The organism is Saccharopolyspora flava (assembly GCF_900116135.1).
In the GTDB taxonomy this organism is placed as follows: Bacteria; Actinomycetota; Actinomycetes; order Mycobacteriales; family Pseudonocardiaceae; genus Saccharopolyspora; species Saccharopolyspora flava.
In genome coordinates this window covers 120964-141326 of sequence record NZ_FOZX01000007.1, presented here as the reverse complement: position 1 = coordinate 141326, position 20363 = coordinate 120964, and the positions used below count along the sequence as shown (strand labels likewise).

Genomic DNA, 20363 nt, shown 5'->3' with positions numbered 1-20363 from the left:
TTTCCGATCTGGGCGGAGGTCGGTCACGGGACACCGTCCGGGTGCGCGGTCAACCAGGCCCGTCCCTGCTCCGAGGTGCCGTAGAGATCGATCGGAGCGGGCACCACGTGGTAGGAGGGGGAATCGCCCCGGAGGATCTCGCCGGCGGCCTTCCCGGCGAGCTCGCCGACGGCGATGCCCGAGATGTCCACGACTCCCTTGAGAACCTTGCCGTCAGCGAGCTCCTGAGCGGCCTCGGTGGACATGTCGCTGCCAAACACGACCGTCTGCCCGACCTTTCCGCGGGCCTGCACAGCGCGCACCGCGCCCATCGTCGCTCCACCGGCCTCGCCGTAGAACGCGTCGACGTCCGGGTGGGCGGTGAGGATGCGCTCGGCGACGTCGACCGCCTCGTCGATCGTCGAGCCCTCTTGGTTGGCGACGATCGTGGCACCGGGGAACTGTTCCTTCAACGCCTGCTCGAAGCCTTGTCGGCGCTGAATGCAGACCTCGACGAACTCGCAATTGACGACCGCGATTCGGGGATCGGGCTTGCCGACGGACCGGAAGTGCTCGGCTGCGCGGTTCCCCAGCATGCGGCCGAATTCGATGGGATCACCCAGGACGTAGGCGGAAACGTACTGCCGCGCGCTCTCCTCGGTGATGCAGGTGTTGTAGCAGACCACGGGGATACCGCTGCGGTGCGCGAGCTTGATCGCGGGCACCGACGCGCTGGCCGAGGCCGGTGACAGGATCAACGCGTCGACCTTCGCCGCGCTGACCTGGTCGATGAAGGTGCTCTCCATCGACGCATCGCCCTGGGCATTGATCTGGAGCAGCTGCGGGGCGTCACCCTGCGCGGTCGCCGCCTGCTGCATGCCGACGCGAACTCCGGCGTAGAAGCCCTGGGCGTCCATGTAGACCACACCGATCCGCCCGTTCTCTCCCACCCTGCCACCGCATCCCGCGACCAAACCGAGCAGCACCACCGCGAACAGCACCAGGCCGATCCGGCTGCGCCTCGTTGCGCCCATCGATCTCTCCTCGCCACCACGTCCCGTACGGCTGGTAGAAAGCCGCACCGCTTGCGGTTGAGAAGTCTCGTTCGGGACACCCACCCAAGTCAAGATTAATTAATAATTAATACCTACTGACTCCGATTTCAGTCCCCACTGACACCACCATTGACATCAACGGTGCACGGCAGAGCCTTGAAGTTGATCGAGAACCTTGCACTCACCATGAACACCTGACTTGTACACCGCACATACGCCTGCGATGGGCACCTGCCCACCATCGCTGCGTTCGAGAAGTCGGCCACCCGAACCACGCACGGCCACCCCGCGATGAGAATGAGGACGTGGCGAACCGCTAGGCACGTACGCGCTGTGTGACGAGCTGGCACGTCGTGATCAGCAGCTCCCAATCGATCACGATCCGTTCGGGAACCCGCTCAACCCTGCCGACCAGGAACGCATACGACAGGAGGATCCCGGCGACGGTGATCGCGGGCATGTAGCCGAACGCCGGGGTGAAGCTCTCGTCGGTGACCAGGAAACCGATCACGATCGGGGTCGCGATCGACGACAGGTTCCCGATGAAGTTGAGCGCCCCGCCGGTGCGCCCGGCACGGCGGGCTGGTGATCGCATCGGTGGCCTCCGCAACACTGCTGCTCACCGCGGCGCCTGCGCAGGCGCATCACGGCTGGGACGACTTCGACACCGATCGCCTCTACTACGTGGCGGGCACCGTCTCGCAGGTTCGCCGGGGCGAGCCACATTCCTTCTTCACGGTGACCGTTGACCGCGATCTTCCTGCTGGCTCGCCCAAGCGGGAACTGCCGGAAGAGTTGCAGGCCCCCGAAGACAGCGGCCCGTTCAACGTTGCACCGTCGTACAGCGGCTCGCACAACGGGTTGGAGGTCGTCATCGCGCCGCCGAGCTACACGGGAAGGTGGGGTCTGGATCAGCCACTGCGTGACGGCGAGCGAGTCGAGCTCGTCGGCTACATCAACACGAGTCACGACAACGAGTTCCGTCCAGTCGCGTTCTGGTACGAGAAGAGTCGGCCGGTCAACCAGGCACTCGGCAGTGAGTTGCCGGAAACGCCGCTGCCGCCCCGTACCCCAACACCACCGAAACTGCGCCGCTGCCCGCACCCGATTCCAGCGATACCGCTCCACGGGGTGACCAGACCGCCAACGGCGCGATACACCGGCCTCATCTCAGGCCCCACCATCGACGGCCTCAGTTCGCCGGGGCTACCCGCGCACCGCGTCTTCCAACACGGACAAATCGAGCGAACAGCGCCAACCAAGTCGAACTGCATCGCTGCGGCGACCGGTAACCAACCGTGCCGTTCAGACGCCAAGACCACCTCACGACCACAAACCGACCGCAACAGGCACCAAACGGTTCGAACCCGCAACAACCGCAAGCAACGGAAGCGATGTCGTTGGCAGCACTCCGCGACAACTGGCGACCGCTGACGAATCTTGAAAGATCACCTCACTGGGTGACCGGCTAACGCGACCCCATTTGGATGATCAGAAAAAGTTGGAGCCCGCTCGCTCCTGATTCGCTCCAGGACGGGCCGAACGATCTTGCGGAGCCGACCACCACAAGATCCGCACCCGAACACGAAAAAGCCCGCTAACCTGCGCTTACGCGCATAGCCAGCGGGCTGTTTCGGCCGTCGGGACGGCGGGATTCGAACCCACGACCCCTTGACCCCCAGTCAAGTGCGCTACCAAGCTGCGCTACGTCCCGGCCACCCCGTGGGGTGTGCCAATAGCTTACCCCACGGTTCCGGGGCTGATCATGGGGGCCCACTTAAGGCCATTTAAGCAGGTCAGGACCCTTTTCGGCGCCCCTGGAGCGGCTGCTCGCCGCTAGATTGATGATCGAGTTCCGTTTGGTCCGGTTGTGGGCCTCCGTCCCTTTTCCGGCCTGTCCCGCCTCCTGTTGGCGGGGTCGGGATGCGATCATTCCGGGGTACGCGTTCGAAGGCAGGGGGTCGCCGGTGGTCGAGCAGTCACGTGACGCGGCGGGGTTGGACGTGAGCCGTCCGAACCCCGGGCGGATCTACGACTGGTTCCTGGGCGGGACCGCGCACTGGGCCATCGACCGGATCTTCGGCGAGCGGCTGATGGGCATGTGGCCGCAGATCGCGGGGGTGGCTCGGCAGAACCGGGCGTTCCTGCGGCGGGCCGTGCTCGACGCCTACGACGCCGGGATCCGGCAGTTCCTCGACCTGGGCTCGGGCATCCCCACCATGGGCAACGTGCACGAGATCCTGCAGGACCACGCCGACGAACCGGTGCGCGTGGTCTACGTCGACTGCGAGCCCGTGGCCGCCGCGCACACGCGCGTCAAGCTGCAGGACGTCGAGTGGGCCGGGGTCGTGCAGGAGGACCTGCTGAACTGGCGCGAGGTGCTCGACGACTGCGCCACCCAGCGGTTGCTGGACCTGAACCAGCCGGTGTGCCTGCTGGCCGTGTCGGTGCTGCAGTTCATCGGCCCGGATGGCGACGTCCCCGGGGTGCTGCGGCGCTACGCGGGCAAGCTCGCCGCGGGTTCGCGGATCGCCGTCACCCACTTCGCCTCCGACGTGCCCGACCCGCAGGCGCGGGCGGCGATGGAGCGGTTCCGGACCGAGTGCGACGTGACCCCCAACCCGCTGTGGCTGCGGGACCGGCCCACCCTCACCGCCTGGTTCGAGGGGATCGGCGAGGACTGGCGGCTGCTCGGGCCGGGCGTGGCGCAGCTGCCCGAGTACCGGCCGGACATGATCACCTGCCCGGAGGACGTCGCCGAATCCGAGAAGATGCGCCCCTACGCCTGGTACGCGATCAGCGAGAAGACCCGCTAGCGCAACCTCGGGCGGGGCTCGTCGTTGTACGCACCATGATCAGCCGTTGGGTGCACAGCGTCGTGTTCTCGTTGGGGATGGTCCTGCTGCCGGCTCTCGTGCCGGTGCCCGCGCAGGCCGAGTCGGGTTTCGCGCCCCTGGACCGGCCGGGGCCGGCGTTGAGCGTGCCGCCGGACCAGCTGCGGGAGTCGCTGACCTGCCACGGTGATCCGGGGGCCGCTTCCGAGCCGGTGCTGCTGAGCCCGGCCACCAGCGTCACGCCGGAGGAGAACTACTCCTGGACCTACGCGCGGGCCTTCGACGCGCAGGACCGCTTCTACTGCGCGGTGACCATGCCCGACCACACGCTCGGCGACATCCAGGTCGCCGGGGAGTACCTGGTGCACGGGATCCGCGAGATGCACCGACTCACCGGCAAGCGCATCGCCGTGCTCGGGCACTCCCAGGGCGGCATGAACCCGCGGTGGGCGCTGCGGTTCTGGCCCGACGTGCGCGGCATGGTCGACGACGTGATCGGCATGGCGCCCTCCAACCACGGCACCGAGTCGATGCCCGCGTGCGGGCCGAAGCCGGTCGAGTGCGAACCGGCGGTGTGGCAGCAGCAGGCCGGGTCGGACTTCGGGCAGGCGCTCAACAGCCGGGCCGAGACCTTCCCCGGCATCAGCTACACCGTCCTCTACTCCCGGCTCGACGAGGTGGTGACGCCGCCGGAATCCTCCGAGCTGCACACCGGCGGCGGGCTGATCAGCAACATCGCTCTGCAGGACGTGTGCGCCACCGACGTCTCCACGCACCTGCTCGTCGGAACCACCGACCCGGTGACCTACGCGCTGGTCGTCGACGCGCTGGACAACCCCGGCCCGGCCGACCCGGCCCGCGTCGACGCCTCGGTGTGCGGGCAGCCGCTGATGCCGCACGTCGACCCGCTGTCGGTGAACACCTACCTGCAGCCGCTGTCGGCGCTCCCCGGCCTGCTCAGCACCGCCGCGCCCGGGGTGAACCTGGTGGGCACGCCGCAGACCGACCGGGAACCGCGACTGCGCTGCTACGTCTACGCGGCGGGCTGCTGACACCGGAAGCTCGCCGCGTCGTCGGGGTTCCCGCCGACGTAGCGCGGCCAGGCCGGGTGCTCGCACAGCGGCCGGGTGCGCGGGTGGTTCAGGTCGGTCACCACGGGGTTCCGCGGTGGCCGGCCCGTGTCGGTCCAGGTCTCCAGGGCGGTCAGCGAGTCCCAGCCCGCGGCGAAGGCCGGTGTTCCGGCGTTGGCGTGGTTGGCGCCGGGAACCACGTAGTAGCGCAGGAACTCGCCGGTGGCGCGGTCGCCGAGGATGTCGCGGACGCGCTGCTGGTAGTCGGTGGTCGACCAGTGCGAGACGAGCTCGTCGGCGGCGCCGTGCAAAAGGATCAGCTTGCCGCCCGCCCGCTGGAACGGGCCCAGGTCGGCGTCGTTGCGGTCCTGGATCGCGGAGAGCTCGCTGATGCGCTGCCGCCACTCCCCCGGCGCGCTCGGGTCGACCGCGAGCGGGTCGTGGCCGGGGTCGCGGGTGAGGAAGTGCTTGACCCACTGGTCCCAGAACCGCATCCCGTACCCGCTGGTGTCCGGCATCGGGTTGGCCGGTGGTGTGGTGCCGAAGCCGAGCAACGGGGTGCGCATGTCGGCGCCGGAGAGGAACGGGAAGCCCGGGTAGCCGGTCTCACCGCTGGCGATCGGGTACGGCCAGCGGAACGGTGCGGACATCGCCATCACCGAGGCAATCTGCGGATCCGACAGGCAGTGCGGTCCGGTGTCGGCGCCGCGCGGGCAGCGCAGCGCGTGCGGGTCGAAGCGGCAGCCGTCCGGGTTCGAGATGACGCGGTCGGTGATGCCGTCGAGGCCGTCGCAGGCGTTCATCACCGATTCGTGCAGCAGCGCTTGCTTCTCCGGTCCGGGAAAGGCGTTGGGGCGGGCGAGGATCCTCGTCAGGTGCCCGAGGTCGAGGATCTCGCTGAGGTTGTTCCAGGCCGGGTAGGCGGCGATCACGCCGTCGAAGGCGGTGGGCCAGCGCTGCGCGACGTTGAGGGCTTCGCGGCCTCCGGTGGAGCCGCCCGCGAAGTAGATCTCGCCGGGTTCGGCGCCGGCGCGGCGCAGCAGGAACAGGCTCGCGTCGCGGGTCTTCTTCGTGGCGTCGCCGGCGGCGAAGTTGCGCAGCGCCTCGTCGTTGACGCCGAACGAGCCGTCCAGCGACGGCACGCCGACCGGTCCCGCCTGGTGCCCGGAATCGCTGGCGAAGACCGCGTATCCCCTGGCCAGCGGCGTGGGACGGTCGGCGGGGCCGAACGGGACCTGGGCGGTGAGGTCGGGGATGGTGCCGTCGTAGCCTCCGCCGCCGAACATCATCGCCTTGCCGTTCCACGCCTGCGGCAGCGCCAGGCGCATCTTGATCGGCGGAGCGGCGGGGTCGACCGGGAGCAGATCCGCGTCGACCTGGCACAGCGTCGGCGTCCGCGTGACGGCGGTGACGTGGCCGCCGCCGGTCGGCAGGCTCATCGCCGAGGCGGGGATGTCGATCCCGTCCAGTCCGTCGCAGCCGGGTCCGGCTTCGGCGGGCGGGGTGATCAGGAGCGCGGAGGCGGCCAAAGCCGTTGCCAGCGCGGGTAATCGTGCGGTCACCGTTGACCTCCTGGTCGTCTCAGCCGTGCAGCGCGGTCCCGGGAACGGCGTCGGGGTCGGCGCGGACCTCGGCGGGGTTGGTCTCGGGCAGGAACCAGGCGCTGGCGAAGGTGATCAGGCCCATCACCGCGATGTAGGCCGCCACCGGGGTGGTGCTGCCGGTCCGGGCGATCAGCGCGGTCATCAGGAACGGTGTGCCGCCGCTGACGATGATCGCCGAGAGCTGGTAGGCCAGCGACGCCCCGGAGTAGCGGACGCTGGGCGCGAACAGCTCGCCGAGGAAGCTCGCGATCGGGCCGTAGGTCAGGCACTGGAACACGAAACCCACCACCACGGCCAGGAAGATCAGTCCCAGCGAGGCCGAGTCGACCAGCCGGAAGTACGGGAACGCCCACACCGCCACGCCCAGTCCGCCGATCAGGATCAGCGGTCGCCTGCCCACCTTGTCCGAGACGTGCCCGGCCCACGGGATCGTGGCGACCATCGCCAGCGAGCCGATCAGCACGATCGCCAGCAGCGCGTTCCTCGGCAGCCCGAGGCCGGTGGTGCCGTAGCTGAGCAGCCCGGAGATGCTGATGTAGAACAGGCTGTTGGTGGCCGACAGCAGGCCGCAGCCCAGCAGGATCACTCCCCACTTCTGCCGCAGCACGCGCGCCAGCGGTGCGCGCACCACCGCCTCGCCTGCGCTCGCGGCCTGCAGCTCGCGGAACTCCGGGGTGTCCTCGACCTTGGTCTGGATGTAGAGGACGACGGCGAACATCACGACGCTGACCAGGAACGGGATCCGCCACCCCCAGCTGAGGAACGCCGCGTCGGACATCAGGCCGCTGCAGGCCACCAGGATCAGGTTGGAGATGATCACCGCGACGGGAACGCTGGTCTGGCCGAAGGTTCCGGCGAAGCCGCGCCGCTTGGGGCCTGCCGATTCGGTCAGCAGCAGCACGATCCCGCCCCACTGGCCGCCGGCCGCGAGGCCCTGCACGAACCGCAGCGCCACCAGCAGCGCCGGGGCCAGGGCGCCGACCGAGGAGGCGCTGGGCAGGCAGCCGATCAGGAACGTCGCCGCGCCCATCAGCGCCAGGCAGGTGACCACCACGGGTTTGCGGCCGTAGCGGTCGCCGAGGTGCCCGGCCAGCAGCCCGCCGATCGGCCTGGCCACGAATCCCGCCCAGAACGTGCTGAACGCCAGCAGCGTTCCCATCAGCGCGGAGGACTCGGGGAAGAACACCTTCGGGAACACCAGCGCGGCCGCCGTGCCGTAGAGGAAGAAGTCGTACCACTCGAGGGAGCTGCCGATGAGCCCGGCCGCCAGCAGTTTCCGGAAGGATCTGCGGGGGTTCGCGGGTCTGCTGAGGGGAGTTGCCATGCGTTCCGCCTTCGTCGTTGAGCGCAGTGGCGTGATCGTATGGTTCACCGACCCCGGCAATGAGGTGTGAATCACACACACCTGCGGACGTCGCGGTGGCAGGCTCACCCACCCGGGCCGGAGTGGGGAGGCAGTGTGGCCATCCGCGGAGAAGCCGAGCTGGACGCGCTGGTGCGCCGCCAGCGGGAGCTGTCGTCGCTGTACGCGACGGCGAAGTCGTTGACGGCGCTGGGCGAGCTGGACGAGGTGCTGGACTCGATCGTGCACCACGCGCACGACCTGATCGGCACCGATTTCACCTACCTGTCGCTGGTCGGTGCCGACGGGAGGCTGTCCGCGCGGGCGTCGGAGGGCACCATCTCGGAGTCGTTCCTGGCGGCCACGATCTCCACCGACGTCGGCCTGGGCGGCAAGGTGCTGGCCGGGCGCAGCCCGCACTGGGTGTCGAACTACGCCGCCAGCACGGCCATCGAGCACGATCCGGGCTTCGACCGGCTGGTGGCGACCGAGGGGCTGGTGGCGCTGCTCGGGGTTCCGCTGGTGATCCGGGGTGAGGCGGTGGGCGCGCTGTTCGCCGCGGACCGGGCTCAACGGTCGTTCCAGGCCGAGGAGATCGCGCTGCTGACGGCCTTCGCCGATCACGCCGCCGTCGCGATCGACAACGCGCGGTTGTACGAGGAGAGCCGGAAGTCGGTGCAGGAGCTGCAGATCGCCTACCGGCGCATCGAGGAGCACGTGGCGGTGATGGAGCGCGCGCAGGCGGTGCACGAGGCGCTGACCGGCGCGGTGCTGGAGGGCGGGACACCGGGCGACGTGGTGCAGCTGCTCGCCGATCAGCTGGGCGGCAGCGTCGCGCTCCTCGACCAGGCGGGACTCGTTCTGGCGCAACGTGATTCGGAGTCACCGTGCCCGTTCTCCGACTTGGCCGAGCTGGTTGAGGACGCGCGGCGTTCGGGCCGCTGCACCACGGTGGTGGACGCCGCGGGCCCGGCGCGCAGCGCGGCTCCGGTGCAGGCCGGGGACAGCTACCTGGGCGCCCTGGCGTGGAGCCGGGCCACGTCCCCCGGTGACGCCGACCTGCGCACGCTGGAGCGCGCCACCCACATCCTCGGGCTGCTGATCCTCAAGGAGCGGGCGGTCGCCGAGGCCGGTGAGCGGTTCAGCGGTGAGCTGCTGACCGAGCTTATGATCGGCGGTGCGGGCGTGGGCGCGGCGCAGCGGACGCGGGCGCGCGCCCGGGGCGTCGACGTGGACGCGCTGGACCTGGTGCTGGTGGCCGAGGCCGAGGGCATGTCGTCGGCGGAGCTGTCCCGGCACCTGCACGACCTCGCGCGCGAACGCGGCGGGCTCGCCGGGGAGCACCTGGGCCGGGCGGTGGTGGTGCTGCCGCGGTCCGACGACGCGGTCGCCGAGGTCCACCGGCGGGTGCGGCGGTCGGCGGGTCGCCCGGTGGTCGTGGTCGGTGAGCGCGCGGTGAACCAGGACTGGTCGCGGGCGTTCTCGCTGGCGAGCCGCTGCTGCGCGGTGGTGCGGGCGCTGGGTCACCGCGATGTCGGGGCGATGAGCGACCGGTACGCGCTGTACGGGATGGTCTTCGACACCGAGCGGGCCGCCGAGCTCGACCGCTTCCTCACCGGGTGCCTCGGCCCGCTGCTGGACTACGACCGGCGGCGCGGCACCGAGCTCGTGGCCACGCTCGGCGCGTACTACGACCACCGCGGCACGGTCGCCGCCACCGCCCGGGCGCTGCACGTGCACGTGAACACGCTGCTCAAGCGCCTGGATCGGGCCGGGGAGGTGCTGGGCGTGGATTGGCGGCAGGACGACGACCTGGAGTTGCAGCTGGCGCTCCGGCTGCACCGGCTGCGCGCTACGACGTGACGCGCAGGGCGTTCTTGGCGAGCTTGCCGGTGCCGGTCTTGGGAAGCGTTGCGCGCAGCACGATCTCGTCGGGCAGCCACCACTTGGCGACCTTCGGCCTCAGGTGTTCCAGCAGATCGTCGGCGCTGGTGGTGCTGCCTTCGCGCAGGACGACGTGGGCGACGGGGCGTTCGTCCCAGTGCGGGTCGGGCCGGGCGACGACGGCGACCTCGACGACGTCGGGGTGGGCGGCGAGCGCGGTTTCCAGCTCGACGGAGGAGATCCACTCGCCGCCGGACTTGATGAGGTCCTTGATCCGGTCGACGAGCCGCAGGTAGCCGTCGGGGTCGATGGTGGCGAGGTCGCCGGTGCGCAGCCAGCCGTCGTCGGTGAAGCTCTCGGGGGCGTCGACGCGGTAGTAGCCGCCGGCGACCCAGGGTCCGGCGACCTGCAGCTCGCCGACGGCGCGCCCGTCGCGGGGCAGTTCCCGGCCGGTGTCGACGTCGGTGATCCGGACGTTGACCAGCGGCAGCGGCTGGCCCTGCGCCGCGCGGACCGCCACCTGCTCGGCGTCGGTGGCGGTGCGGTGCTGCGTGCGCAGGCCGCCGATGGCGCCGACGGGGCTGATCTCGGTCATGCCCCAGGAGTGGGTGATCGGCACGCCGATGCGCTCGCGGTAGGTCTCGGACAGGGCGGGGGCGACGGCCGAGCCGCCGCCGAGCAGGAAGCGGACCGCGCTGAGGTCGTGGTCGTCGAGCCGGTCGGAGAGGCTCGTCCACACCGTCGGGACCGCGCCGGCGACGGTGACGCGCTCGTCCTGCATCAGCCGCAGCAGGTGGTCCGGGGCGTTCGACGAGCCGGGCAGCACCAGCGAGGCTCCGGCCATCATCGCGCCGTAGGGCAGGCCCCAGGCGTTGGCGTGGAACATCGGGACGATCGGCATCACCACGTCGTCCTCGGCGATGCCGATGAGCCCGGCGGCCAGGGTGCCCAGGCAGTGCAGGACGGTGGAGCGGTGGCTGTAGACGACGCCCTTGGGCGGGCCGGTGGTGCCGGAGGTGTAGCAGAGGCCGGAGGCCCGGTTCTCGTCGGCGAGGGAGAAGCGCTGCTCGAACGATCCGGGGAACGGGTCGGCGCCGGAGATCAGGTCGTCGTAGTCGAGAATGCGCGGGTCGCGCGGGATTTCGGCGTCGCTGCCGTCGGGCAGCACGATCCAGTGCCGCACGCTCGGCATCATGGCGGCGCGCGGCCAGATCCGCTCCAGCAGCGCCCGGTCGACGAACAGCACGTCGTCGGCGGCATGGCCGACGATGTAGTCGAGGTGCTCGGCCGAGAGCCGGGTGTTGATCGAGTGCAGCACCCGCTTGGTCGACGGGACCCCCAGGTACAGCTCCAGGTGCCGGCGGCTGTTCGCGGCGAACGTCCCCACCCGCGCCCCGACCGGCACCCCCAAGGCGTCCAGCGCGGTCGCCAACCGCCGCACGTTGCGGACGACCTCGCGGTACGAAACCCGCTCCACCCCAGCGGTCGTCACGGTCTTGCCCCCGAAAAGCCGCTCAACCCGCTCCACAACATGAGCAATGCTCAAAGGCCACCCCTGCATCAACCCATCCCAGCCACCCCCAGCACCCCCAGCTTCCCCGGGATCCGCGCCACCTTCAACCGCCCAGACACCCCTCGCTCCCCCAGCGCCCGAGTCCCTCCCAACACCGGCCTCCCCGGCTCGAACCGAATCACCCACGCCACAACCCCCTCCACCCGACGAGCCACACCCGCCAACACCAACCGGACCACCCCACGCTAAGCACCCCCAACCCCCACCCGAAGAGAAGAACCACCCACTCTCCCCACACCCCCAGAGGCACAAACCCACACCCGAGCGAGCACCCCGACCCCAACAAACCCCGGGTTCCCGATTTCCAGTGAAATCAGGAACCCAACCAGACCCCGCGCAGGCCTCCCCCCAGACCTCCCCCGAGAACGGCGCCCCAGCGCCATCGATCACCATCCTCCGATCACCGATCGTGACGACAACAGAGCCGGGTGAACGGTGCGGGCGGGTTCGTTCGTCACCAGGGGACAGTTTTAGTCCAAACTGTCCGGACAAAACGGACACCAGGTCGCGACAGTTATGGCTAAAACTGCCCCCCTGGTGACGCCCACGCCCCCGGTGCCCCTCGGTGGCGGTCAAAAACTGCGGTTTTCGTCGGGTCGAATACCGCGGTTTTTGACCGGTCGAAAACCCCGGTATTCGCGGACACGGAGAGTGATCTTGCTGGCGGGTGCGGGCGATTCGGTGCCGCTGAGCGCGGCGTTGCAGGCGTTGCGCAGTCAGCGCGAAACCGACCTCGAACCCGTGCTGCCGGATCGTCGACGCCGGCCACAGCCCCACCTACGAGACGCCGGACACCGTCGCCGAAGCGCTGGTGTCCCTGGAACGCAGGAGTGGCCCCGTCCGAGGGGCGGACGGGGCCACTGATCGCCGGTGGGTCAGGCGTTGACCGGCTGCTTGGCGACGGGTTCCGGGTCGGTGCCGAGGACTTCCTGCTCGATGGCCTCCAGGCTCTTGCCCTTGGTCTCGATGAGACCGCGCTGGACGAACCAGAACGACAGGACCGCCATCAGGGCGAAGAACAGGAACATCGCGCCCGGCCCGGTGATGTCGAGCAGCACCGGGAACACCAGGGCCACGGCCATGTTGAACAGCCAGTTGAACACCAGGCAGATGCCCACGGCCGAACCGCGCATCCGCAGCGGGAACAGCTCGGGCAGCATCACCCACTGCACCGGGCCCCAGGACACCGCGAACGAGGCGATGTAGACCACGATGCTGCCCAGGGTCACCGCCACCAGCAGCGGGCCGTAGGACAGGCCCGCGACGTTGGCGATGCCCAGCGCCAGCATCGACACCAGCATCCCGATGCTGCCGACCGCCAGCAGCGACTTGCGGCCCGCGCGGTCGATGAGCCGCAGCGCGGGCAGCGTCATGAGCACGTTGACCAGGCCGATGCCGACGTTGGCCAGGATCGCGCCGGAGGTGCCGAAACCGAGCGTGGTCAGCAGCGTCGGCGCGTAGTAGATGATCGTGTTGATGCCGATGAAGTTCTGGAAGAACACCAGGCCCAGGCCCAGCAGCACGACGCGGCGCAGCCTCGGGGTCAGCAGCTCGCGCACGCCGACGGCGTTCTCGGCCTCCTTCTCCTTGTCGGCGGCGCGGATCTCGTCGAGCTCTTCCTCGACCTCCTCGGCGCGGACGCCGCGCAGCTTGGTCAGCACCTCGCGGGCCTGGTCGGCGCGCCCGTGCTTGACCAGCCAGCGCGGGCTCTCCGGCTGGAAGTAGATGCCGATGCCCAGCAGCACCGCCGGAACCGCGCCCAGACCCAGCATCCAGCGCCAGTCACCGCTGTCGGCCAGCGCGTAGTCGGTGATGTAGGCGACGAGGATGCCGACGGTCACCAGCAGCTGCATCAGCGAGGTCAGGCCGCCGCGGGACTGCTTCGGCGCCAGCTCCGTCAGGTACAGCGGCACGACCACCGAGGCGATGCCGACTCCGATGCCGATGACGAACCGGAAGGCCACCAGCATCCACGCGGTGGTGGCCAGCATCGCGCCGACGGTGCCCAGGGTGAACACCACCGCGGCCCACAGGATCAGTTTGCGCCGCCCCCACGCGTCGGCGAGGCGACCGGACGCCCCCGCGCCCGCCATCGCACCGACCAGCAGGCCGCTGACCACGAGCCCCTGCTGGAGCGGGGTCAACGGGATGTCCTGCTTGATGAACAGCATGGCACCGGAGATCACACCGGTGTCATAACCCCACAGAATTCCGCCCAGCGCCCCGAATATCCAGATCAGGGCGTTGCGCGTGCGCGAACGCTCCGTCGCGGGGGTGGTTGGCGTCATTGCTCGAAACCCTTCGTCGGACTCAGAAGTGGGGGTGTCCCCGTACGCGAGGGTGGGGAGGTTTTCATGAAAACCTCCCCACCCCGCGGAGATCACCCCGGTTGCGTGCTACCGGGCCGGGGCCACGTGGATCTTGTGGCCGTCTCCGGCGCGGAAGCGGGTGATCGCCTCGTCGTAGTCGGCCAGCGGCAGGGTCGCCGACACCAGCGACTCGACGTCGACCGTGCCGGAGGCGACCAGCTCGATCGCGGGCTGAAAACCCCTGTGCACGGCCATGGAACCGAGGATGTCGATCTCCTCGTGGTAGACCCGGAACGGTGAGAAGCTCGCCCGCGCGTTCGGGTCGGCGACGCCGAACTGCAGGAACGTGCCGCCCTTGCGGACGCGGCCGAGGCCGTCCTCGATGGCCGGGACCGCGCCGGTGGCGTCGATGACCACGTCGTAGCCGTCGGGCTGCTCCAGGGCGTCGGCGTCGGTGGTGGCGCGGTCGGAGGCGTAGGACAGCGCGAAGTCCAGCCGGGAGGCGTTGAGGTCCACTGTGGACACCGAGGCCGCCCCGGCCCGGCGCACCAGCGTCGCCATGAGCAGGCCCATCGTGCCCGCGCCGTAGATGAGGTAGTGCGAGCCGGGCAGTCGCGGCAGCCGGCTCAGCCCGTGGACCGCGCAGGACAGCGGTTCCACCATCGCCCCGGCGGTGTAGGACACCGTCGAGGGCAGCGCGAAGCAGATCCCCGCGGGCACGGCCACCAGCTCGGCCGCCGAACCCGCCTTGCTCACGCCGATGGCGTCCCAGACCGTGCACAGGTTCCCGCGCCCGGCCCGGCACCAGCGGCAGGTACCGCACGGCAGGTTGGGGTCGACCGCGACGCGGTCGCCGACCGCGATCCCGCTGACGCCCTCGCCGAGTTCGACCACCTCACCGGCGAACTCGTGCCCGGGGGTCAGCGGGTAGTCGGTGGGCAGGACCCCGTCGACCAGGTGCAGGTCCGTCCCGCACAGCCCGCTGGCGTGCACCCGCACGAGCACCTGCCCGGCGGCCGGTTCGGGGTCGGCGACGTCCTTGACAACGGCCCGGCCTGGTCCTTCGATCACTACGGCTTGCACGATCACTCATCCCGTCACGCTGGCTCGCACCACCGCCGGGAGATCGCCGAATAGACCGCCCCAGCGCGGTGTGCCGCACAAACTAGTTTTCGGTTAAACGCTTAGGCAAGCGCTTAACCTGATGGTAAATTCCCAGCCGAAAACGGGAACGAGGGAGTCGCGCGTGGCCACGCTCGCAGATGTCGCACGAGTCGCCGGGGTGTCCTCGGCGACGGTGTCCTACGTGCTCAACGGCACCCGGAAGGTCCGGCCGGAGACCGAGCGCGCCGTGCGCGCGGCCGTCGAGGAGGTCGGCTACATCCAGAACACGCTCGCCCGGTCGCTGGCCACGGCGCGCACCCTGTCGATCGGGGTGGCGATCTCCTCGGCGAGCAACCCGTTCTTCACCGAGATCCTGCAGGGCATCGAGGCCGAGGCGGTCGACCGCGGCTACAGCCTGCTGGTCGCCGACCCGCGCGACGACCCCGACCACGAGCTGCGCGTCGTCTCCCACCTGCACCAGCGGCGCATCGACGGGATCGTGCTGGCCCCCTCCCCCGACCCGTCGCGCACGATGCGCTACCTGGCCGACCACGACGTGCCCACCGTGCTCGCCGACCGCGTGCTGCCCGGGGACTACGACCAGGTCAGCACCGACAACACCGAGTCCACGGCCGCGCTGGTCGACCACCTCGCCGAACTGGGCCACCGGCGGATCGGGTTCGTCGCCGGCCTCGCCGGGCTGAGCACCACCGACGAGCGGCTGGCCGGATACCGGGAGGGCTTGCGCCGCAACGACATCGAGGCCGATCCGGATCTGTGCCGGGAGGGCTCCTCGGAGTCCGAGTCGGCGCGGCGGGCCGCGTCCGAGCTGCTCACCGGCCCGAGCCCGGCGACGGCGATCATCGCGGCGAACAACGCCATGACGATCGGCGCCATGCGCGCCGTGCGGGACCTGTCGCTGCGGGTGCCCGAGGACGTGGCGCTGGTGGCCTTCGACGACTTCCCGTGGGCGGACCTGTTCACGCCGAGGCTGACCGCGATCGCCCAGCCCAGCCGCGAGGTCGGCGCCGAGGCGCTGCGGCTGCTGCTGGACAAGCTGGACGATCCCGGTCGCGACCCGGTCGAGGTGCGGCTGGAATCCCGGTTCGTGCACCGGGATTCCTGCGGCTGCCGGACTACTGCTTGAGCCCGGTCCCGTGCACGCCGTGCTTCTCGATCACGGCCAGCTCCGCGTCGGTGAGCTCCGGGAAGCGCAGCGCCTCGACGTTGTGGTCGAGCTGCCACACCGAGCTCGCGCCGATGAGCGCCGAGGTGACCTCCGGGCGGCGCAGCACCCACTGCAGCGCCAGCTGGGCCAGCGACTGACCGCGCTGCTGGGCGAGCTCGTTGAGCGCGGCGGCGCGGGCGCGGTAGGTGTCGTCGATGACGTCGGGCGACAGGAACGCGCTGTTCTCGGCGCGCGCACCGGACGGGACGCCCTGCAGGTACTTGTCGGTGAGCAGGCCCTGGGCCAGCGGTGAGTAGACGACCAGGCCGAAGCCGTCGTCGGCGGCGAGGTCGAGCAGCCCGTTGTTCTCCGGCGTGCGGTCGAACATCGAGTAGCGGGGCTGGTGGACCAGCAGCGGCACCCCGGCCTCGCGCAGCAGCTCGGCGGCGCGGTGGGCGCGGTCGGGCTGGTAGTTGGAGATGCCTACGTAGAGCGCCTTGCCCTGCTGCACCGCGCTGACCAGCGCGCCCACCGTCTCCTCCAGCGGGGTCGACTCGTCGGGGCTGTGGCTGTAGAACACGTCGACGTAGTCGGTGCCGAGGTCGCGCAGGCTGTGGTCCAGCGAGGACAGCAGCGACTTGCGGGAGCCGCCCTTCTGGTACGGGCCGGGCCCGATGGGGTTGCCCGCCTTGGTGGACAGGATCAGCTCGTCCCGGTAGGGGGCGAGGTCCTTGGCGAGCACCTTGCCGAAGAACTTCTGCGCGGCGCGGTGCGGCGGGCCGTAGCGGTCGGCGTTGTCGAAGTGCGTGATGCCCAGGTCGAAGGCGTGCAGCACGATCTCGCGCTGGGTCTCGTAGGCGTAGTCGGTGCCGAACTTCTGCCACAGGCCGAAAGAGAACGCGGGCAGGTCCAGCCCGGAGGCGCCCGCGCGGCGGTACTGCATGGTCTCGTAGCGGTCGTCGGCCGCCGCGTAGGTCTTCTCGAACGCCCCGTGGCCCATCGGTTCCCATTCCTCCGCTCTGCCGGATTTCCGGCCGGATCGGTCCGGCCGCCGTGGGGTCATGCAACCACTTCGCACGGCTCGGGGCAGCCGTTCGTCTCGGGTCTCACAACCGGCGGGCGCTTCGGCGGAGCAGGGCGTTCACATTTTTCGGGTCAGGGTGCGGGAAAGGCGAGCATCCGGTCGTCGGTCGGCGCGGGATCGCCGCGACCGTCGGTGTTGCTGGTCAGCACCCGCAGCGTCCCGTCGGGGGCGACGGCGACGTCGCGCAACCGGCCGTGCTCGCCGACGAAGTGCTCGGTGGAGGTGCCGAGGTCGCGCAGCGGGACCTCGCGGAGGCGTTCGCCGCGCAGGTTCGCCAGGTAGAGCGACTCGCCGCGCACCGCGATGCCGCTGGGGCTGGCCTCGTCGGTGGGCCACTGCTGCACCGGGTCGGTCAGGCCCGGCGCGCCGCCGATGCCTTCGACGGTGGGCCAGCCGTAGTTCGCACCGGGCCGGATGATGTTGAGCTCGTCCCAGGTGTTCTGCCCGAACTCGGAGGCGTAGAGCGTGCCGTCGGGTCCCCAGGCGAGGCCTTGGACGTTGCGGTGGCCGTAGCTGAGCACCAGCGATCCGGGGAACGGGTTGTCGGGCGGGACGCCGCCGTCGGGCGTCATGCGCAGGATCTTGCCGCCGAGGGAGGACAGGTCCTGGGACGAGGCGCTGTCACCGGCGTCGCCGACGGCGGCGTGCAGCATCCCGTCGGGGCCGAAGGCGATCCGCCCGCCGTCGTGGCGGCTCGCCGCCGGGAGCCGGTCGAGGAGGGTGCGCCCGGGCCCCAGCTGGAACGATCCGGGCGCGCCGAGCAGCGGGTAGCGCTGGATGCGGTTGCCGTCCGCGCCGGTGGAGTAGGCGTAGAGGTGCCCGTCGCGCAGCGCCAGCCCGAGCAGCCCGCTCTCCCCCGAGGCCACCACACCAGGAATCACCCCGACCTCGCGGACCCGCCCACCCGGGTCGACCTCGACGATCCGCCCGGTGTCCCGCTCACTGATGATCGGCGTGCCACCGGCGAACACCACCGACCACGGCGTGGTCAGCCCTTCGACCGCAGCGGGCTCGACCGCACGCGCCGGCGCCGGTTCACCCGCACACCCGGCCGCGATGACCAGCAGCACGAGAACGACTGCCGAGAGCCGTGAACGCATCCCCACTCCCTACCTCCGACCCCCGTCCGATTCCTCCCGTTCCTCACGGTAGTACCTGAGACGTGATCTCGGATGGTGCGGTTGGGGGACAGTTTTCATGAAAACCTCCCGTCCCCCGGAGAACGACAGTTTTCATGAAAACTGTCATCCCCCCGACACCGAGAGTCTCCGAGAACACGTCTCTCACCTCGGAAGACGACGGTTCTCACCCGAATGTCCCCGGTTCCGGGGTGGGGGAAGTTTTCATGAAAACTTCCCCCACCCCGAGCACCCGAGAGATCACCGAGGACGACGGCGAGAAACGACGAGCAGCCGCCGTCGGAGCACTCGCCGTCGAGTCGAGAGTGGTCGAGGCTGTGGGAGGGGTGGGGGGTTGCGGGCGGCGGTGGCGCTGCGGAGGGGACAGTTTTTCCTCTAATCACCCATGATCAATGACTGTTTTGTCCGGTTAATTCGAGGAAAAGCTGTCCCCTGGTGACTCACGCGCGCCCCGCATCGACCTCCTCAACGCACGAACCCGGGCACGCGAGCTCGCGGGTGCGAGATCGGGAGCTCGAGATCGGGGACGCGAGCTCGGGAGCGCAAGACCCCGGGGGACGAGGTCTGGAGCTCGCCCTCGGGAGCGCGAGGTTGGGGTGGGTTAGGTGCGTTGGAGGAGGGTTTCGGCGCGTAGGGCTAGTTCCATGTCGAGGCGGTCTTCGGGGTCGTTGAGGCGGTCTCCGAAGAGCTGTTCCAGCTTGTTCATGCGGTAGCGGACGGTTTGGGGGTGGATGCCGAGGCGTTCGGCGAGTTCCCGGGCGCTGCCGCGGGATTGCAGCCAGACCAGGAGGGTTTCGCTGAGGCGGGCGCGTTGCTTGACCGTGAGCTCGTCGAGCGGGGCCAGGCAGCGGGCGCCGATCTGGCTGACCAGGAACTCGTCGCTGAGCAGCCACAGCGTGGTGAGGTGGTCGGCGCAACGGGTCAGCGCGCGGTTCGGGAGCACGCCGCGCTGCACCAGGTCGATGGCGTGCCGCGCCCAGCGCAGCGACCGGGCCGCGTCGCCGATCCGGACTTTGGGGGCCATCGCGGCGCGCCGGCCGCCGAGCTCGGTGATCAGGCGCGCCGGGTCGCGCGGCTCGCCGGGGATCAGCAGACAGGGTGTGGCGCCTTCGAGGTTGACCAGCACGTCGTCGTCCAGCCGCGGGTCGTCCGGGTCGTCGGAGACCGGCTCCAGGGCGACCAGGGTGACCCACTCCGGCACGTCCCAGCGGGCGCTGTCGGCGAGGTCGCCGATCGACTGCGGCGAGGCCGGCGGCTCGGCCAGCAGCAGTTCCAGCAGCCGCCGCCTGCGGCGGGTCAGGGTGCCCACGGCGCGCTCCTGGGCGGTGGAGTAGCCCTCGAACGACAGCTTCGACAGGTCGTCGACGTAGGCGAAGATCGCCTCGGCGCACAGGCACATCAGGTCCACCTGCACGTCGAGCTTCTTGCCGAACTCGGCGAAGTGCCGCCACGCGACGCGCCCGCCCACCCGGTAGGCGGTCTGCAGGCTCTGCAGACCGCGCCCGGCGGCGAACTCCAGCTTGCCCATCAGCCGGAAGTACTCCGACCAGTCGTCGGCGCCGTCCTCCTCTTCCCGGATGTTGTTGAGCGGCTGCAGGATCGCCTGCTCGATGCCGCGGGTGAAGTACACCCCGAAGGCGGTGTCGAGCGGCTGGGCGTACTCGGGCACGACGCTCTGAATCTCGCGGACGATCGCCTTGGCCAGCGGGGTGACGTAAGGCCGGAACCCGTCGGCGATCTCCTTGGGCAGCGCGGTGAACAACTGCCTGGCGCAACCGTTCTCGGGACCGGAGGCTCCTCTGTCGCTGTGCGGCGCGGTGATCCGGCGTCGGGGATCGGTTCGCCGGCCGGCGCCGCCGAACCCGCGCGGCCCTCCTTCGCGCACCGCTCCGCCTCCGACGTCGATCGCCATCATCTCCCCCAGTTCGTGTTTCATCGGGGACAACGCGCGCCTTTTCGGCAACGCGATTGCAATCACGAGAACATAGGGACGGCGCCGGGGACGTGTCAACGCACTTCGGACTGATTCCGCGCGCGCACATCGAGGTTTCGGCTATTCGGGTGGTGATTCTTCCGGCGAGTGCTAAATTCTCGAATCCCGTTTGTGCCGCGAGTGATAAAACCCGCTCCCACCGGCGCCGCTCACCCGGCCGCCGGTCCAGTGAACCAGCGTGACCAGGGATTTGCGAAGAGGTTTCACATCACCATCTTTCCCAGT

General features: G+C 69.9%; 15 protein-coding genes and 1 tRNA gene. 5 read left to right on the top strand and 11 right to left on the bottom strand.

The window, feature by feature from the left end:
- Window positions 1-23: 23 nt before the first annotated feature.
- Both BM424_RS20220 and BM424_RS29240 read right to left on the bottom strand, forming a co-directional pair.
- Window positions 24-1013, bottom strand: a complete 990-nt coding sequence (locus BM424_RS20220) for a substrate-binding domain-containing protein (protein WP_093420424.1) — start codon at window positions 1011-1013, stop codon at window positions 24-26.
- Window positions 1014-1350: 337 nt separating this feature from the next.
- The gene (locus BM424_RS29240; protein WP_217649769.1) at window positions 1351-1629 is read right to left on the bottom strand and encodes a hypothetical protein; all 279 of its coding nucleotides are present in this window, start codon (window positions 1627-1629) and stop codon (window positions 1351-1353) included.
- On the opposite strand from BM424_RS29240, the gene BM424_RS28945 reads away from it, so the two are divergent.
- Window positions 1620-2468 carry a hypothetical protein gene (locus tag BM424_RS28945; RefSeq protein WP_175548184.1) on the top strand — a complete coding sequence of 283 codons (849 nt, stop codon included), beginning with the start codon at window positions 1620-1622 and terminating at the stop codon, window positions 2466-2468. The genes BM424_RS29240 and BM424_RS28945 overlap by 10 nt on opposite strands.
- Before the next feature lie 206 nt (window positions 2469-2674).
- Here BM424_RS28945 and BM424_RS20205 read toward each other — a convergent pair.
- Window positions 2675-2748, bottom strand: a tRNA-Pro gene (locus BM424_RS20205).
- 130 nt (window positions 2749-2878) lie between these two features.
- Here BM424_RS20205 and BM424_RS20200 point away from each other — a divergent pair.
- Both BM424_RS20200 and BM424_RS20195 read left to right on the top strand, forming a co-directional pair.
- Window positions 2879-3850: an SAM-dependent methyltransferase gene (locus BM424_RS20200; protein ID WP_093420422.1), complete on the top strand. Its 972-nt coding sequence runs from the start codon at window positions 2879-2881 to the stop codon at window positions 3848-3850.
- Between the two features lie 35 nt (window positions 3851-3885).
- Complete coding sequence (locus BM424_RS20195; RefSeq protein WP_139274108.1) at window positions 3886-4920, top strand: esterase/lipase family protein; 1035 nt, start codon at window positions 3886-3888, stop codon at window positions 4918-4920.
- Here BM424_RS20195 and BM424_RS20190 read toward each other — a convergent pair.
- Together BM424_RS20190 and BM424_RS20185 are read right to left on the bottom strand one after the other, a co-directional pair.
- Window positions 4902-6377 (bottom strand): tannase/feruloyl esterase family alpha/beta hydrolase, encoded by a 1476-nt coding sequence (locus BM424_RS20190; RefSeq protein ID WP_093420691.1) that lies wholly within the window; start codon window positions 6375-6377, stop codon window positions 4902-4904. The genes BM424_RS20195 and BM424_RS20190 overlap by 19 nt on opposite strands.
- Window positions 6378-6519: 142 nt before the next feature.
- Window positions 6520-7866, bottom strand: coding sequence for an MFS transporter (locus BM424_RS20185; protein WP_093420416.1), 1347 nt, complete (start codon window positions 7864-7866; stop codon window positions 6520-6522).
- Window positions 7867-8001: 135 nt separating this feature from the next.
- On the opposite strand from BM424_RS20185, the gene BM424_RS20180 reads away from it, so the two are divergent.
- A complete protein-coding gene (locus BM424_RS20180) occupies window positions 8002-9747 on the top strand; it encodes a helix-turn-helix domain-containing protein (protein WP_245776001.1) in 1746 nt (581 codons plus the stop codon).
- Here the strand turns inward: BM424_RS20180 and BM424_RS20175 are convergent.
- From BM424_RS20175 to BM424_RS20165, 3 genes are all read right to left on the bottom strand, one after another.
- The gene (locus BM424_RS20175) at window positions 9737-11329 is read right to left on the bottom strand and encodes a long-chain fatty acid--CoA ligase (RefSeq protein WP_093420414.1); all 1593 of its coding nucleotides are present in this window, start codon (window positions 11327-11329) and stop codon (window positions 9737-9739) included. The genes BM424_RS20180 and BM424_RS20175 overlap by 11 nt on opposite strands.
- Before the next feature lie 887 nt (window positions 11330-12216).
- Window positions 12217-13629, bottom strand: coding sequence for a sugar porter family MFS transporter (locus BM424_RS20170; RefSeq protein ID WP_093420411.1), 1413 nt, complete (start codon window positions 13627-13629; stop codon window positions 12217-12219).
- 108 nt (window positions 13630-13737) lie between these two features.
- Entirely contained in the window at window positions 13738-14733 is a 996-nt protein-coding gene (locus BM424_RS20165) for a zinc-dependent alcohol dehydrogenase family protein (RefSeq protein WP_093420686.1), read from the bottom strand.
- Window positions 14734-14896: 163 nt separating this feature from the next.
- Here BM424_RS20165 and BM424_RS20160 point away from each other — a divergent pair, with 163 nt between their 5' ends.
- Window positions 14897-15901, top strand: a complete 1005-nt coding sequence (locus tag BM424_RS20160; protein ID WP_093420409.1) for a LacI family DNA-binding transcriptional regulator — start codon at window positions 14897-14899, stop codon at window positions 15899-15901.
- Here the strand turns inward: BM424_RS20160 and BM424_RS20155 are convergent.
- The 3 genes from BM424_RS20155 to BM424_RS20145 form a co-directional block, all read right to left on the bottom strand.
- The gene (locus BM424_RS20155) at window positions 15891-16922 is read right to left on the bottom strand and encodes an aldo/keto reductase (protein ID WP_093420406.1); all 1032 of its coding nucleotides are present in this window, start codon (window positions 16920-16922) and stop codon (window positions 15891-15893) included. The two genes, BM424_RS20160 and BM424_RS20155, sit on opposite strands and share 11 nt — an antisense overlap.
- 155 nt (window positions 16923-17077) lie before the next feature.
- Entirely contained in the window at window positions 17078-18106 is a 1029-nt protein-coding gene (locus tag BM424_RS20150) for a PQQ-dependent sugar dehydrogenase (protein ID WP_093420404.1), read from the bottom strand.
- A 640-nt stretch (window positions 18107-18746) separates the two neighbouring features.
- Window positions 18747-20081 carry a PucR-like N-terminal domain-containing protein gene (locus BM424_RS20145; protein WP_245776000.1) on the bottom strand — a complete coding sequence of 445 codons (1335 nt, stop codon included), beginning with the start codon at window positions 20079-20081 and terminating at the stop codon, window positions 18747-18749.
- Window positions 20082-20363 lie beyond the last annotated feature (282 nt).

What these genes read in the sequence shown, in the direction of transcription:
- BM424_RS20190 (WP_093420691.1), bottom strand. Translation starts at nt 6,377, where the DNA reads ATGAGCCTGCCGACCGGCGGCGGCCACGTCACCGCCGTCACGCGGACG.
- BM424_RS20185 (WP_093420416.1), bottom strand. Translation starts at nt 7,866, where the DNA reads ATGGCAACTCCCCTCAGCAGACCCGCGAACCCCCGCAGATCCTTCCGG.
- BM424_RS20170 (WP_093420411.1), bottom strand. Translation starts at nt 13,629, where the DNA reads ATGACGCCAACCACCCCCGCGACGGAGCGTTCGCGCACGCGCAACGCC.
- BM424_RS20195 (WP_139274108.1), top strand. Translation starts at nt 3,886, where the DNA reads ATGATCAGCCGTTGGGTGCACAGCGTCGTGTTCTCGTTGGGGATGGTC.
- BM424_RS20155 (WP_093420406.1), bottom strand. Translation starts at nt 16,922, where the DNA reads ATGGGCCACGGGGCGTTCGAGAAGACCTACGCGGCGGCCGACGACCGC.
- BM424_RS29240 (WP_217649769.1), bottom strand. Translation starts at nt 1,629, where the DNA reads ATGCGATCACCAGCCCGCCGTGCCGGGCGCACCGGCGGGGCGCTCAAC.
- BM424_RS20200 (WP_093420422.1), top strand. Translation starts at nt 2,879, where the DNA reads ATGATCGAGTTCCGTTTGGTCCGGTTGTGGGCCTCCGTCCCTTTTCCG.
- BM424_RS20145 (WP_245776000.1), bottom strand. Translation starts at nt 20,081, where the DNA reads ATGAAACACGAACTGGGGGAGATGATGGCGATCGACGTCGGAGGCGGA.
- BM424_RS20175 (WP_093420414.1), bottom strand. Translation starts at nt 11,329, where the DNA reads ATGCAGGGGTGGCCTTTGAGCATTGCTCATGTTGTGGAGCGGGTTGAG.
- BM424_RS20220 (WP_093420424.1), bottom strand. Translation starts at nt 1,013, where the DNA reads ATGGGCGCAACGAGGCGCAGCCGGATCGGCCTGGTGCTGTTCGCGGTG.
- BM424_RS20150 (WP_093420404.1), bottom strand. Translation starts at nt 18,106, where the DNA reads ATGCGTTCACGGCTCTCGGCAGTCGTTCTCGTGCTGCTGGTCATCGCG.